This is a genomic window from Paraburkholderia bengalensis (assembly GCF_037126505.1).
In the GTDB taxonomy this organism is placed as follows: Bacteria; Pseudomonadota; Gammaproteobacteria; order Burkholderiales; family Burkholderiaceae; genus Paraburkholderia; species Paraburkholderia bengalensis.
In genome coordinates, this window is record NZ_JACFYJ010000045.1 from 34,821 (window position 1) to 47,098 (window position 12,278).

Sequence of the window (12,278 nt, forward strand, 5' to 3'; positions counted from 1 at the left end):
GTCTGCTTCCTCGTATTCATGATCCCGCTGACCATTCCCGAACTCGTCGACCGCGCTTCCACTCATCCGTTTCTCGGCGAGCACCTAAGGCTGGGCACGGGCGCGCACAGCGGCGAGGCGATCGCGACGTGCGGCGATATCCAGATCGGCAGCAGCTATGAGCCGATCTTCGACATCAGCGTGCATGCGCTTGCGCAATCGCTGGCGTCGTCGCCGGACAGCGCAGACCGTTTCGGCGACGAACTCGGCGTGCAGGCGATCACGCAGCGGCTGGACGGCACGCCGCTCGATGCGTTCGATCCGTTCGACCACATCGCCGACGACCAGCAACTGGTCGCGTTGGACCGGATGTCGCGCGCCATGCATGCAATCAACTTTTTCGGCCCGCAGCGGCACGGTTTGCTGTTCCTGCGGGTCCACGAGCGGCTGCTGAAGAGTGTGCGTTACGACCACGGACGACATTTCTCAACTGTGCTGATGTCGTTTGGGCTGAATCCGTCGCGCGTCGTCATCGAATTGCCGCCTGCGGCGGTCGCACATCGGACGTTTCTTGGTTATCTGACCAAGAGCTATCAGCACTACGGATTCAAGGTCGCGGGCAATCTGCCCAACGCAGGACAGATCCTGTCCGTGTCGGACATGGCGAGATTGGACTTCATCAAGATGGACGCCGCTTCGGCATTGCGCGACTCGATGGTCAAGCCGCTGGTCAGCTATGCGAATCGGCTAAGAATTCCGCTGATTTTCAATCGCGTGACGACGGAAGCGCAGTTCGACCTGTTGCAGCAGTACGACGTGCGCTTCGTGCAGGGTCCGCTGTTCATCGTGCATGAAAATCGGACTGCCTGAGATTTTCACGGGCTATCGCCCAGACGCCGGGCCAGCGCCTTCAGACGCGGCGCGACCGTTTCCCGGAACACGCTCTCCCCCATCGACGACGCCGGGCCGCTGCAGCTCAGCACCAGCAGCCTGCCGTCGCGCGCATCGGTGAACGGCACGGCCACGGCGTTCACGTCGTCGTGCCAGTCGCGAAACGAGTAGCAGCAGCCCTCGTTCGCGTACGCGTCGATTTCCTTCTGCGCCTGCGCGACGAGCGCCGGACCTTCGCCGCCCGCCGCCTGCTGCAGTTGCGCGAGTAGCGCCGCGCGGGTGCTGTGCGGTTGCACGGCCAGATACGCGCGGCCCATCGAACTCGTCAGCATCGACAGCTTCGAGCCGGAGGCGAGCCCGAGCGTCAGCGCCGTCTCGCTGCGGATCGTCTCCAGATAGATCATGTCCAGACCATCGCGGCAGCCGAGCGACACGGCCGCGCCGACCTCGCGCGCGAAGTTGCGCATGTGTGGGCGCGCCAGCTCCAGCGTGTCCGTGCCCGACAACAGCGCGAAACCGAGCGACAGCACGCCCGCATCCAGCGCGTATTTGCCGAGCGCGTCGTCGAAGCGCAGATAGCCCAGCACGGTCAGTGTGTATGCCAGCCGGTTCACGGTCGCCTTCGGCAGACCAGTGCGCTCGACGAAATCGCGATTGCCGAGCAGCGTCTCGCCGGGTCGGAACGCGCGCAGCAGATCGAGGCCGCGCGCCAGCGCGACGACGAACTTGCGTTCGTCGACGGAATCGGAAACGCCCGCCGATAGAGAAGGGGTGGATGCAGGTTTCGACATCGGATGCTAAACTCAATCGTCGTTTGCAAAACATTGTTCCGCACAGCGGAACTTTAGTCAAGTATGAGACCGATGGATGCGGCCAACCAGCCTGTTCCGGTCGAAATAGGAGATATCTCATGGCAGCCGCCGCGCAGTTTCATTGGGAAGACCCGCTGCTCCTCGATCAGCAGCTCACGGAAGAAGAACGCATGGTGCGCGACGCCGCGCAGGCGTATGCGCAGGACAAGCTCACGCCGCGCGTGCTGGACGCGTTCCGCCATGAAAAGACGGACGTCGCGATCTTCCGCGAGATGGGCGAGCTCGGCCTGCTCGGGCCGACCATTCCCGAGCAATACGGCGGCCCCGGCCTGAACTACGTGAGCTACGGGCTTATCGCGCGTGAAGTGGAGCGCGTGGATTCGGGCTACCGGTCGATGATGTCGGTGCAGTCGTCGCTGGTGATGGTGCCGATCTTCGAATTCGGCTCCGACGCGCAAAAGGACAAATATCTGCCCAAGCTGGCGTCGGGCGAGTGGATCGGCTGCTTCGGCCTGACCGAGCCGAATCACGGCTCCGATCCCGGCAGCATGGTCACGCGCGCGAAGAAAGTCGACGGCGGCTACTCGCTGTCGGGCGCGAAGATGTGGATTACGAATTCGCCGATCGCCGACGTGTTTGTCGTGTGGGCGCAGCTCGGAACCGACGGCAAGGATGAGATTCGCGGCTTCATTCTTGAGAAGGGTTGGAAGGGTTTAAGCGCGCCTGCGATCCACGGCAAGGTCGGCCTGCGCGCGTCGATCACGGGCGAGATTGTGATGGACGAAGTGTTCGTGCCTGAAGAAAATCTGATGCCGAACGTGAAAGGCCTGCGCGGACCGTTCACGTGTCTGAACTCGGCGCGCTACGGCATCGCGTGGGGCGCGCTCGGCGCGGCGGAGGCGTGCTGGCACACGGCGCGTCAGTACACGCTCGATCGCAAGCAGTTCGGCCGGCCGCTCGCCGCGAACCAGCTGATCCAGAAGAAGCTCGCCGACATGCAGACGGAAATCACGCTGGGCCTGCAAGGCGTGCTGCGTCTGGGCCGGATGAAGGACGAAGGCACGGCCGCCGTCGAGATCACGTCGATCATGAAGCGCAACTCATGCGGCAAGTCGCTCGACATCGCGCGCATGGCGCGTGACATGCTGGGCGGCAACGGCATTTCGGACGAGTTCGGCGTTGCGCGGCACCTGGTGAATCTGGAGGTCGTGAACACCTACGAAGGCACGCACGACATTCACGCGCTGATTCTCGGACGCGCTCAGACGGGCATCCAAGCGTTCTTCTGACGCTGCGTCATGCTTAGGAAAGCTCCAAACAAAAAAGCCCGCGTTCTAGATGGACGCGGGCTTTTTACTGTCAGGCTCAGAAGTGAACCGAAGCAGGCTTACTTGTTCGGTTGCGGCGTCATCCGCAGATACGGACGCAGCGCCGTGTAGCCCTTCGGGAATTTGCGCTTGATCTCCTCTTCGTCCTTCAGCGACGGCACGATCACGACGTCGTCGCCATGTTTCCAGTTGCCCGGCGTCGCGACCTGATAGTTGTCCGTCAGCTGCAGCGAGTCGATGACGCGCAGCACCTCGTCGAAGTTGCGCCCCGTGCTTGCCGGGTACGTGATGATCAGGCGCACCTTCTTCTGCGGATCGATGATGAACAGCGAGCGAACCGTCAGCGTGGCGTTCGCGTTCGGATGGATCATGTCGTACAGCTCCGACACCTTGCGGTCGCCATCGGCGAGGATCGGAAAGCCGACGCTCGCGGCCTGCGTCTCGTTGATGTCCTTGATCCACTCGCCGTGCGATTCCTTGCTGTCCACGGACAACGCGATCGTCTTCACGTTGCGCTTCTCGAACTCGCTCGCAAGCTTCGCGGTCAGGCCCAGTTCTGTCGTGCAGACAGGCGTGAAGTCGGCGGGATGCGAGAACAGGACGCCCCAGCTATCGCCCAGCCACTCGTGGAATTTGATGCGACCGATGCTGGACTCCTGTTCGAAATCGGGTGCGACATCGCCAAGACGTAGACTCACAGTGCAGCTCCTTGTAGTGATTCGAATGATCCGCACGGTCCAGCCGGCGGAGGGGTACAAATTAGAGCATACGGGACGAGGGCGCGCACTTCTAACGAACATCGGCTGCAACGCTTATCAGTTTTTGTAATTTTCTCGCCGATGTACGAAACTTAACGGGACAGATCAACTCCATCAAACGATGGCGTGCTCTGCAAGACGATCAGCGCACCGGTTTGAAGCAGGCCACATGAAAAGCTCGTGGAAAAGCCCGTGACGTTCGGGAACGCTTCATGCGAGCGCGTTCGGAGAATTGCGCGCGGTTGCGCGTAACCTACGACGCGCCGGCTGCTGGCTCGCCAGCAGCGGTTTCTTTGGTTACGATTCACGCGTAGCGTGCACGAAGGGAGCAGTCAATGTCGGAAGTCAACAAGGAGAGATTGATGTCGGATATCAAAACCGTACTCGCAGATGCGGAAGATCTGCTGAAGCAGGCCGCGAGCGCCACGGGCGAACGCGCTTCTGAACTGCGCGAGACGGCGCTCTCGCGTCTCAAGCAGGCGAAGGAAAAGGCAGCCGACGTGCAGGTCGTGGTCGTCGAAAAAGGCAAGAAGGCCGCGCGCGCCACCGACGACTATGTCCACGAGCATCCGTGGGCATCGATTGGCATTGCAGCCGGTGTCGGCGTGCTGGTTGGCCTGCTGATCAATCGCAAGTAACACGCGTGAAGCGGCCGGCCGCGGGAGCGGACGGCACGCTTCGCTGACAGGCGGACAGGCGCACGCGCCTGTCCGCGCCTTCTTCGCGCATCCTCGCGCGCTACACGCTCACGCCATGATCGATACACAATCGCAAAGCGGGGACCGCGGGCCATTGCGGCGCATTCTCAGTTCCGTCTTCTCGATCCTGCAAACGCGGCTCGAATTGATCGGCATCGAACTGGCCGAAGAAAAAGACCGGTTGCTGATGGTGCTGTTCATGGGGCTCGCCGCCATGATGCTCGCGACAATGGCGCTGATCGCGCTGACCGCGCTGGTCGCGATCGCGTTCTGGGACACCTACCGATGGCAGGCGCTGGCAGGCATCACGCTTGTCTATGCGATCGCGGCGATCGGCTGCGCATTGCGGGCGCGCAGCGGCCTGCGCAATGCGCCGATGATCTTCGAAGCCACGCTCAACGAATTTGAGAAAGACCGAGAGATTTTCCGCAAGCGCTAGGTTTTCCTTAAGTGCCAAAGGTAGTTCAGCGAGTGCGCCACCCTTCCCTGTCCATCGACACGTTCATCATGAGCCACGTTCATTCCGATAGTCCCCTTCGCAGCCGCCCAACGGCCAAAGATCTGAGCGCGCCGCACCTGCGCGCGCTGCGCAAGGAATTGCTGATCGTGCGCGCGGACGTCGAGCGCATGGAACTCGCGCAGGCGACACTCGATCTGCGCCATGCCGTCACCCATTTCAGCTGGCTCAAGTTCATCGTTCCCGGCTTCGCGGCTGGCATGCCGTGGGGACGCCGACGCGGCGCAGCGGGCGGGGTCGGTGCGCTGCTGAAGGAATATCCGCTGATCAGCTCGATTGTGTCGCTGGTGCTAGCGAAACCGATCCGCAATACCGTTTTTGCAAGTGCGAAGCCCGTGCTCAAGTGGGGCAGCGTCGGCCTCGCGGCGTGGGAAGCGTTTCGCATCTACCAGCAGGTGAAGCGCGAATCGCGCGCGGCCGATGCGACGGCAGCCCCTGCATCGTCCGCTTCGCGCGATTCCGACATGAGCCCGCCCTGACGCGCGCCAGCCTGCGCCGTTTCTCATCTATCGCGCGCTCCAGCATTCGTCGGAGTCCGCGTTCGCCGTGCCCCTGTTGGATTTCACGCCCGTTGCGTGAAGTATGAAAGTGCCGCACGCGTCGTCGGCCATAGGGCCGTTGTCCAACGGCTGCGCTTCGAGCGCGTAACCGCCGTTCGTGTCGTCGGCGGGCAGGAGGCGCAGCCGATAGATCGCTCGCCCGCCCGACGGCGCCTGATCGAGACCAGACGGCAACGGCGCGCCTTGAGCATGCGCAGCGGATTCCGCGAATTGCGCTGCCCGATACAGCGCCGACGCCGCATCCGTCCTGTGCGCCCTCGCGATATGGCCGCGATATGAAGGGATCGCGAAGGCGGCGAGTGTCGCCGCGATTGCCAGCGTGACCACCAGTTCGAGCAGCGAGAACCCTTGGGTATTGGACTTCGTCCTGAAAGTCATGTCCGGGCGCCCTCTCAAAATGGGCGCGCAGCGACGCGCCGCCAGTGTTTCTCAACCGTGCCGCCAGCCGTCACCAACTGCAACTGCAGCCACACCTGCGCATCCACATTGCGCCCGTAGCCTCTCGCGGTGACGAGATAGGCCTGTGCGTCCGTCCGGTTCGTCAGCCGCCATACTTCGATCAGGCATTGCGGCGCGCGAATGGCCGTCGATGCCGGCCACGACGCAAACGGCGCAATCGCGTTGGATTCGAACGTGGTCTGCGACTTCCAGCCGACGGGCTCGCCGAGAACGGCCTGCGCGCTTAGCATCGGCGCGATCGAGCCGTTGACCACACTGCGTGCGCACGAAGTCAATGCGGCGTCGGCGGCATGCAGCGCGAGCAGATGGTCGTACAAGCCCGTTGCATTGCGCGTGGTCGTCACCGACACGTCGAACCATGCAGCCGAAGTCGCGAGCATCATCGCCGCGATCAGCAGCACGACAGGCAGCGCGATGCCCCGGCTGCGGGCGCGACCGCGCATCTGCCCGCGAAATGCGTTGTGCGTATCGATCATGCCGTGCTCCCTTCGTTGTTCCGTATCGCGACGCGACGCCAGAACGCGCGCCGCACTCGCGAGTCCGCGCTGACGGCCGACACGCCATCGCAATCGACATATCGCGCCGACGGGGTCAGCGGCATGCCCCGAGCGAGTACGCATACATCGACGGCAACGACATTCGACCATTGCGCAGGCGCAACCGCCGCCGCATCCACAGCCGACGACGCGCCCGCGAGCCAATACCGCAATCGCACCCGCTCGACGCCTTCGACAAGCGGCTGCGAAGAATTGGCCTTCCCCGTTCCTTCGCAATACAGCTCGGGTTCCCCCGTCGAACTGCTGGCCTTTGCATAGAAGCGGTTGACGACGGTCACGCCTCGCGCGTCCGCGTCCGTCTTCGTCAGCCCTTGGCCGAGACAATCGGCCGGCAGACCGGTCGCGGTGGGCCACGTCGACACGTTGTCGGCGACGTAGCGCACTGCGATGCCGTCCGAATGGGATGCGAGCGATTCACAGGTCAGGCTGTCGTCGGCGCCAGTCGGCCGACCGCTCGTGCAGCCGAACAAAGCCGGACGTGCCACGAAACTACGCGGCATATCGGCGGAAACGAACCCCGCCATCTGCAGTTGCTCGCCGATCAGCGTCAGCGCCGTCATGCCGGCATCGTGAATCTGTGCGGCGTCGGCGGCCCGAGTGAAGGTGATCCGCTGCGACCGGTAAAGCGATACGGCACCCGCCGTCACGATCAGACCGAGGGCCATCGCGATCGCCATCTCGAGCAGCGTGTGTCCACGCGCGCACCCATCGCGACGACGCACGAAGAGGCCTGGCTTCATCGGGCAAAGGCCAACGCGACACATTGCATGCCGCCGGGCACGTCGACATCGCCGCACGATGCGGGCACGTCGATCATGTCTCCAGCGTCCCGTCCGCCGCGCGGCATGCTGTCTTGCCACGCCCAGGTCGCGCGCGCAAACGACACCGCGCCGCCGGCCGCCCCGCCAACATCCGCGACGCCTTTCGGCAAAAGATTGGCAGCACGCGTCTTCCATTGACCGACGGCTGCATCGCCAGGATTCGGCGCGCGCGCCGCCTCGACGATTGCATCGGCAACGAGCACGGCTTGCTCGCGATACGACACGGAGCGCGCGTCGCGCGCGATCGACAATTGCACGGCAATCAGGCCGAGCACGGTTACGGCCGTCACTGCGACGGCCACGAGCACCTCGATCAGCGACTGACCGGACTGCGACACGCGGTTCGTACGCATCATGCCGACGCTCCACATGCTCCATCGACGATGCGCGGCCGTCCCCCTGCCGCTATCCGAATGCAGCGTCGCCAGTCCTTGCCTTGCGTGGCCTTCGACTCCGTCCGCGGGCCGATATCGAAGCTGCGAAAGCTGCCGTTCGCCTGACCTGCAGGCGGCGTGAAGGTCAGATTCGTCGATGCGCCCGCGATACTGACGGATGCAAGCTCCGGCTGCACGCGCAACGGATAGAAGCCGCCTGCGCGTTCGATCATCACAGCCCATCCGCACGACCAGTCCACGTTGCCCGCCTTGCACGGCTGTCCCGCAGCCAGACAATGGCGCGCGGAATCGACGCGGCACACCGTCACGCGCGCGCCGCGCCGCATGGCCTCACCGCGCGCGTAACTCAGGGTGGATAGCAACGCGCGGGCGCGCGCGTCGACCTGATCGCGCACGTGCCACGCAATGAATGAAGGCACAGTCAACGTCGCGACGACGGCGAGCAGCGCAACGACGACGAACGATTCGAACAGCGTGAACCCGCGACAGATGCACCGCACATGAGCATTCCGTTTCATCTGCATTCCTCTATTTCCATCAAGAACGCATCGAATGTAACGGCCCGCGAGCACAGCCACAATTAGCCGGATGGCCAGGTGTCGGACGCGCGAATCCCTGCACGACAATGTCCGTGCATCAAACGAATTCGCGGTTGGACTTCAGGGAGAGAAAAATGCGGATACGCGAGAAATCAGCGCTTGCGCGGAGGCTTGGCGGGCGCGGCTGGGGCGTTCATCCGGCGGAACTCTTCAATGACGTCCTCGAACTCGGAGACGTCTTCGAAACGCCGGTAGACGGACGCGAAGCGCACATACGCGATCGTATCGAGCGCGCGCAGCTCGTTCATCACGAGCTCGCCCAGGCGCTCGCTGCGCACCTCACGTTCGCCGCTGCCAAGCAGCTGATATTCGATACGCGACGCGGCGGCGTCCACCGCGTCGGCTGCAACCGGGCGCTTGCGCAGCGCCAGTTGCATGCTCGCGACGATCTTGCGGCGATCGAATTCCGTGCGGCTGCCATCCTTCTTCACCACCGAGGGCAACGCCAGCTCGACCCGCTCGTACGTCGTGAAACGCTTGTCGCAGGCGGGGCAGCGGCGGCGGCGCCGGATCGCGGCGCCATCTTCGGACACCCGCGAGTCCACGACCTGCGTATCGTCGTGCCGGCAGAAGGGGCAGCGCATGGCGGCTTAGCGGTAGACCGGGAAACGCTGGGTCAGCTCCGCGACCTGCGCACGCACGCGCTCGATCGTTGCCGTGTCTTCCGGGTTGTCGAGCACGTCGGCGATCAGGTTGCCCACCTGCTCGGCTTCCTTCGTGCCGAAGCCGCGCGTCGTCATTGCCGGCGAGCCGAGGCGGATACCGCTCGTCACGAACGGCTTTTCCGGGTCGTTCGGAATCGCGTTCTTGTTCACGGTGATGTGCGCCGCGCCCAGTGCCGCTTCCGCTGCCTTGCCGGTGATCTTCTTCGCGCGCAGATCGACCAGCATCACATGGCTTTCCGTACGGCCCGACACGATGCGCAGACCGCGTTTGACGAGCGTCTCGGCCAGCACGCGAGCGTTGTCGACCACTTTTTGCTGATATTCCTTGAATTCCGGCGACAGCGCTTCCTTGAACGCGACGGCCTTGGCCGCGATCACGTGCATCAGCGGGCCGCCCTGGATGCCCGGGAAGATCGCCGAGTTGATCGGCTTTTCGTACTCGGCCTTCATCAGGATCACGCCGCCGCGCGGGCCGCGCAGGCTCTTGTGCGTGGTGGTGGTGACGAAGTCGGCGAACGGCACCGGGTTCGGGTAGACGCCCGCTGCGATCAGGCCGGCGTAGTGCGCCATGTCGACCATCAGATACGCGCCCACCGACTTCGCGATCTTCGACAGACGCTCGAAGTCGATACGCAGCGCGAACGCCGATGCGCCCGCGACGATGATCTTCGGCTTGTGCTCCTGGGCGAGCTTCTCGGCGGCATCGTAGTCGATGTCTTCGGCTTCGTTCAGGCCGTAGCTGACCACGTTGAACCACTTGCCCGACATGTTGACGGGCGAGCCGTGCGTCAGGTGGCCGCCGTGCGCGAGGCTCATGCCCATGATGGTGTCGCCCGGCTTGAGCATGGCGAAGAACACGCCCTGGTTCGCCTGCGAGCCCGAATTCGGTTGAACGTTCGCGGCTTCGGCGCCGAACAGCTCCTTCACGCGGTCGATTGCCAGCTGCTCGACGACGTCGACGTATTCGCAACCGCCGTAGTAGCGCTTGCCCGGGTAGCCTTCGGCGTACTTGTTGGTGAGCTGCGAGCCCTGCGCGGCCATCACGGCGGGACTCGTGTAGTTTTCCGACGCGATCAGTTCGATGTGCTCTTCCTGACGGTGGTTTTCGTCCTGGATGGCCTTCCAGACTTCCGGGTCGATGTTGGCGATGGTGCTTTGGGCTCTGTCAAACATGCTGGTTCCGTTAAGTGTGTTCAGGTTGACCGGATCATGCGCGGGTCGTGTGCTGAGGGCGTAGCAGGTACGCTGCACGGCTGGCCACTGCCGATGATGGGAGCCTTGACGCGGCGTATGAAGGAGGTGCCGCACACGCGAGGCAGGACAACCACCGGCAGCGCAAACGACGGCGCGCTCGATACATGGCTGCCCAGGCGAACGGCAAAACGGCACCCTGCGCTTCACGGTGGGGCACTCCACCTTGAACCCGTCAGGCTTGACAGCGTGGGGTTCTATCGCCAGTCACGCAGGGGTGAGCGCGTTAGTTTATTGGAACCGGGTGGAATAGGCAACCGGCCCGACGGACGTGGCTCGCGCGCCGCCAGGAGTCCCATTTTGCCCCGGGTAGGACTGCCCGGCACGCCCTCCGGGGACGCCTTCCGGCGACGGGGTCATTCTTGCCGCCTCGCCCCATTGGAAGTAGGCTTGTGGCCTTTCTTCACCGACCAGGAAACAGCAATGATCGTGTTCGTCACCGGGGCGTCCGCAGGGTTCGGCGCCGCCATCGCCCGGGCTTTCGTCAAAGGGGGCCATCGCGTGGTCGCGACCGCGCGCCGCAAGGACCGCCTGCAGGCGCTCGCCGACGAACTCGGCGACAATCTGCTGCCGTTCGAGCTCGACGTGCGCGACCGCGCCGCCGTTCAAGCCGCTCCCTCCGCCCTGCCCACCGACTTCGCCGCCGTCGACGTGCTGGTCAACAACGCCGGTCTCGCGCTCGGCCTGGAGCCCGCCCAGCGCGCCGAACTCGACGACTGGACGACGATGATCGATACCAACTGCACCGGCCTCGTGCAGGTCACGCGCGCGTTCCTGCCGGGCATGATCGAGCGCAATCGCGGGCACGTGCTCAATCTGGGCTCGGTGGCAGGCACCTGGCCCTATCCCGGCGGCAATGTGTACGGCGCAACCAAGGCGTTCGTGCGCCAGTTCAGCCTGAACCTGCGCGCGGACCTGCACGGCACGCCCATCCGCGTGACGGACATCGAGCCGGGCCTGTGCGGCGGCACGGAATTTTCGAACGTACGTTTTCGCGGCGACGACGCGAAGGCGGCGACCGTCTATCAGAACGTGCAGCCGCTCACGGCGGAAGACATCGCCGATTCGATCTACTGGATCGCGACGCGCCCCGCGCACGTCAACATCAATACGATCGAACTAATGCCCGTCGCACAGTCGTTCGCCGGATTGAACATTCACCGCGGCTAAGCGGGGAATGGAAGCGCCGGGCGCGCACCGGGCAGCACGGATGCGTGAGCGCCGCGCGTACGAACACGCGTACGAACGCGAGGCAGGCAGGTGCAGGCAAGGCGCAGGCCCCGCGCCAGGCACGTCGCGATACAAGAGTGCCCAAAAATGCAGCGCTCTTTTGCGTTCCGGTAAAATGCGCGCCTATGAATATGTCTGACAGTCAGTCCGGCGCGCGAACCGCCTTTATCTGGCCGGTTCGCGTGTATTACGAAGATACCGACGCCGGCGGCATCGTGTTCTACGCGAACTACCTGAAGTTTTTCGAGCGCGCGCGCACCGAATGGCTGCGCGCGTGCGGTGTCGACCAGCGCAGGCTGGCGGAAGAAACGGGCACGCTGTTCGTCGTGCGCAGCACTGCGCTCGACTATCACGCGCCCGCCCGGCTCGACGACCTGCTGCGCATCGTCAGCCGGATCGAACGGCTGGGCCGCGCATCGGTGGATTTCGCCCAGGAGGCGTGGCGCGGCGACACGCTGCTGGCAACGGGCTCGATCCGCGTCGGCTGTGTCGATTCGCAATCGATGAAGCCGGCAGCCATTCCTCCTCCGGTTCACGCGGCATTGCAGCGCGAACCGGACTCAAACGGCGCCAGCGTGTCAACGGCGGTTATTTGAGCGTCGTTGTTACCTGGACAGTGAACTCGTAACGGTCACAACAAGACCAAGCATGGTTCGGCGAAGGGCCAGCCGAAGCTTCCGGTTTGCCGGCAAAAAGCCGACCGAACGCTTCGACCCACCTTACAGCCGGACGCCCCATTCGGGACGTTACAGCGAACC

The 12,278-nt window shown here is 63.9% G+C and carries 16 protein-coding genes and 1 riboswitch; of the genes, 7 read left to right on the forward strand and 9 right to left on the reverse strand.

Going from position 1 to position 12,278, the window contains the following annotated elements:
* Positions 1 to 18: 18 nt before the first annotated feature.
* Positions 19 to 849, forward strand: a complete 831-nt coding sequence (locus H3V53_RS24270; RefSeq protein ID WP_336600135.1) for a diguanylate phosphodiesterase — start codon at positions 19 to 21, stop codon at positions 847 to 849.
* Between the two features lie 5 nt (positions 850 to 854).
* Here the strand turns inward: H3V53_RS24270 and H3V53_RS24275 are convergent, their stop codons facing one another.
* Positions 855 to 1,661, reverse strand: a complete 807-nt coding sequence (locus tag H3V53_RS24275) for an IclR family transcriptional regulator (RefSeq protein WP_336600136.1) — start codon at positions 1,659 to 1,661, stop codon at positions 855 to 857.
* A gap of 119 nt (positions 1,662 to 1,780) precedes the next feature.
* On the opposite strand from H3V53_RS24275, the gene H3V53_RS24280 reads away from it, so the two are divergent.
* Positions 1,781 to 2,971 carry an acyl-CoA dehydrogenase gene (locus tag H3V53_RS24280; protein WP_336600137.1) on the forward strand — a complete coding sequence of 397 codons (1,191 nt, stop codon included), beginning with the start codon at positions 1,781 to 1,783 and terminating at the stop codon, positions 2,969 to 2,971.
* A 98-nt stretch (positions 2,972 to 3,069) separates the two neighbouring features.
* On the opposite strand, the gene H3V53_RS24285 is transcribed toward H3V53_RS24280, so the two are convergent.
* Positions 3,070 to 3,708: a peroxiredoxin gene (locus H3V53_RS24285; RefSeq protein WP_054919165.1), complete on the reverse strand. Its 639-nt coding sequence runs from the start codon at positions 3,706 to 3,708 to the stop codon at positions 3,070 to 3,072.
* A 395-nt stretch (positions 3,709 to 4,103) separates the two neighbouring features.
* Here H3V53_RS24285 and H3V53_RS24290 point away from each other — a divergent pair, with 395 nt between their 5' ends.
* The 3 genes from H3V53_RS24290 (at position 4,104) to H3V53_RS24300 (ending at position 5,462) form a co-directional block, all read left to right on the forward strand.
* A complete protein-coding gene (locus H3V53_RS24290) occupies positions 4,104 to 4,406 on the forward strand; it encodes an ElaB/YgaM/YqjD family protein (protein WP_007584918.1) in 303 nt (100 codons plus the stop codon).
* A gap of 115 nt (positions 4,407 to 4,521) precedes the next feature.
* Complete coding sequence (locus H3V53_RS24295; protein WP_054919163.1) at positions 4,522 to 4,905, forward strand: phage holin family protein; 384 nt, start codon at positions 4,522 to 4,524, stop codon at positions 4,903 to 4,905.
* A 68-nt stretch (positions 4,906 to 4,973) separates the two neighbouring features.
* A complete protein-coding gene (locus H3V53_RS24300) occupies positions 4,974 to 5,462 on the forward strand; it encodes a DUF3318 domain-containing protein (protein ID WP_336600157.1) in 489 nt (162 codons plus the stop codon).
* A gap of 27 nt (positions 5,463 to 5,489) precedes the next feature.
* Here H3V53_RS24300 and H3V53_RS24305 read toward each other — a convergent pair whose 3' ends face one another.
* The 7 genes from H3V53_RS24305 to glyA form a co-directional block, all read right to left on the reverse strand.
* Positions 5,490 to 5,921 (reverse strand): type IV pilin protein, encoded by a 432-nt coding sequence (locus H3V53_RS24305; RefSeq protein WP_336600138.1) that lies wholly within the window; start codon positions 5,919 to 5,921, stop codon positions 5,490 to 5,492.
* A 14-nt stretch (positions 5,922 to 5,935) separates the two neighbouring features.
* Complete coding sequence (locus H3V53_RS24310) at positions 5,936 to 6,478, reverse strand: hypothetical protein (protein WP_336600139.1); 543 nt, start codon at positions 6,476 to 6,478, stop codon at positions 5,936 to 5,938.
* Positions 6,475 to 7,299, reverse strand: coding sequence for a PilW family protein (locus H3V53_RS24315; protein WP_336600140.1), 825 nt, complete (start codon positions 7,297 to 7,299; stop codon positions 6,475 to 6,477). The genes H3V53_RS24310 and H3V53_RS24315 overlap by 4 nt, the downstream gene beginning before the upstream one ends.
* Entirely contained in the window at positions 7,296 to 7,736 is a 441-nt protein-coding gene (locus tag H3V53_RS24320; protein ID WP_336600141.1) for a prepilin-type N-terminal cleavage/methylation domain-containing protein, read from the reverse strand. Before H3V53_RS24320 ends, H3V53_RS24315 begins: the two co-directional genes overlap by 4 nt.
* Positions 7,733 to 8,293: a GspH/FimT family protein gene (locus tag H3V53_RS24325; protein ID WP_336600142.1), complete on the reverse strand. Its 561-nt coding sequence runs from the start codon at positions 8,291 to 8,293 to the stop codon at positions 7,733 to 7,735. Before H3V53_RS24325 ends, H3V53_RS24320 begins: the two co-directional genes overlap by 4 nt.
* Before the next feature lie 173 nt (positions 8,294 to 8,466).
* Positions 8,467 to 8,958 (reverse strand): transcriptional regulator NrdR, encoded by a 492-nt coding sequence (gene nrdR, locus H3V53_RS24330; RefSeq protein ID WP_054919158.1) that lies wholly within the window; start codon positions 8,956 to 8,958, stop codon positions 8,467 to 8,469.
* Positions 8,959 to 8,964: 6 nt separating this feature from the next.
* Positions 8,965 to 10,212 carry a serine hydroxymethyltransferase gene (glyA, locus tag H3V53_RS24335; protein WP_336600143.1) on the reverse strand — a complete coding sequence of 416 codons (1,248 nt, stop codon included), beginning with the start codon at positions 10,210 to 10,212 and terminating at the stop codon, positions 8,965 to 8,967.
* A 184-nt stretch (positions 10,213 to 10,396) separates the two neighbouring features.
* Positions 10,397 to 10,511, reverse strand: a riboswitch (ZMP/ZTP riboswitch).
* 202 nt (positions 10,512 to 10,713) lie between these two features.
* Between glyA and ydfG the strand changes: the two genes are divergently transcribed.
* Complete coding sequence (ydfG, locus tag H3V53_RS24340; protein ID WP_336600144.1) at positions 10,714 to 11,460, forward strand: bifunctional NADP-dependent 3-hydroxy acid dehydrogenase/3-hydroxypropionate dehydrogenase YdfG; 747 nt, start codon at positions 10,714 to 10,716, stop codon at positions 11,458 to 11,460.
* 185 nt (positions 11,461 to 11,645) lie between these two features.
* The gene (ybgC, locus tag H3V53_RS24345; protein ID WP_336600145.1) at positions 11,646 to 12,116 is read left to right on the forward strand and encodes a tol-pal system-associated acyl-CoA thioesterase; all 471 of its coding nucleotides are present in this window, start codon (positions 11,646 to 11,648) and stop codon (positions 12,114 to 12,116) included.
* Positions 12,117 to 12,278 lie beyond the last annotated feature (162 nt).

Excerpts from the sequence above, each read along its gene's own strand:
- H3V53_RS24270 (WP_336600135.1), top strand. The coding sequence starts at position 19 with ATGATCCCGCTGACCATTCCCGAACTCGTCGACCGCGCTTCCACTCAT.
- H3V53_RS24275 (WP_336600136.1), bottom strand. The coding sequence starts at position 1,661 with ATGTCGAAACCTGCATCCACCCCTTCTCTATCGGCGGGCGTTTCCGAT.
- H3V53_RS24280 (WP_336600137.1), top strand. The coding sequence starts at position 1,781 with ATGGCAGCCGCCGCGCAGTTTCATTGGGAAGACCCGCTGCTCCTCGAT.
- H3V53_RS24290 (WP_007584918.1), top strand. The coding sequence starts at position 4,104 with ATGTCGGAAGTCAACAAGGAGAGATTGATGTCGGATATCAAAACCGTA.
- H3V53_RS24295 (WP_054919163.1), top strand. The coding sequence starts at position 4,522 with ATGATCGATACACAATCGCAAAGCGGGGACCGCGGGCCATTGCGGCGC.
- H3V53_RS24300 (WP_336600157.1), top strand. The coding sequence starts at position 4,974 with ATGAGCCACGTTCATTCCGATAGTCCCCTTCGCAGCCGCCCAACGGCC.
- H3V53_RS24305 (WP_336600138.1), bottom strand. The coding sequence starts at position 5,921 with ATGACTTTCAGGACGAAGTCCAATACCCAAGGGTTCTCGCTGCTCGAA.
- H3V53_RS24310 (WP_336600139.1), bottom strand. The coding sequence starts at position 6,478 with ATGATCGATACGCACAACGCATTTCGCGGGCAGATGCGCGGTCGCGCC.
- H3V53_RS24315 (WP_336600140.1), bottom strand. The coding sequence starts at position 7,299 with ATGAAGCCAGGCCTCTTCGTGCGTCGTCGCGATGGGTGCGCGCGTGGA.
- H3V53_RS24320 (WP_336600141.1), bottom strand. The coding sequence starts at position 7,736 with ATGATGCGTACGAACCGCGTGTCGCAGTCCGGTCAGTCGCTGATCGAG.
- H3V53_RS24325 (WP_336600142.1), bottom strand. The coding sequence starts at position 8,293 with ATGAAACGGAATGCTCATGTGCGGTGCATCTGTCGCGGGTTCACGCTG.
- nrdR (WP_054919158.1), bottom strand. The coding sequence starts at position 8,958 with ATGCGCTGCCCCTTCTGCCGGCACGACGATACGCAGGTCGTGGACTCG.
- glyA (WP_336600143.1), bottom strand. The coding sequence starts at position 10,212 with ATGTTTGACAGAGCCCAAAGCACCATCGCCAACATCGACCCGGAAGTC.
- ydfG (WP_336600144.1), top strand. The coding sequence starts at position 10,714 with ATGATCGTGTTCGTCACCGGGGCGTCCGCAGGGTTCGGCGCCGCCATC.
- ybgC (WP_336600145.1), top strand. The coding sequence starts at position 11,646 with ATGAATATGTCTGACAGTCAGTCCGGCGCGCGAACCGCCTTTATCTGG.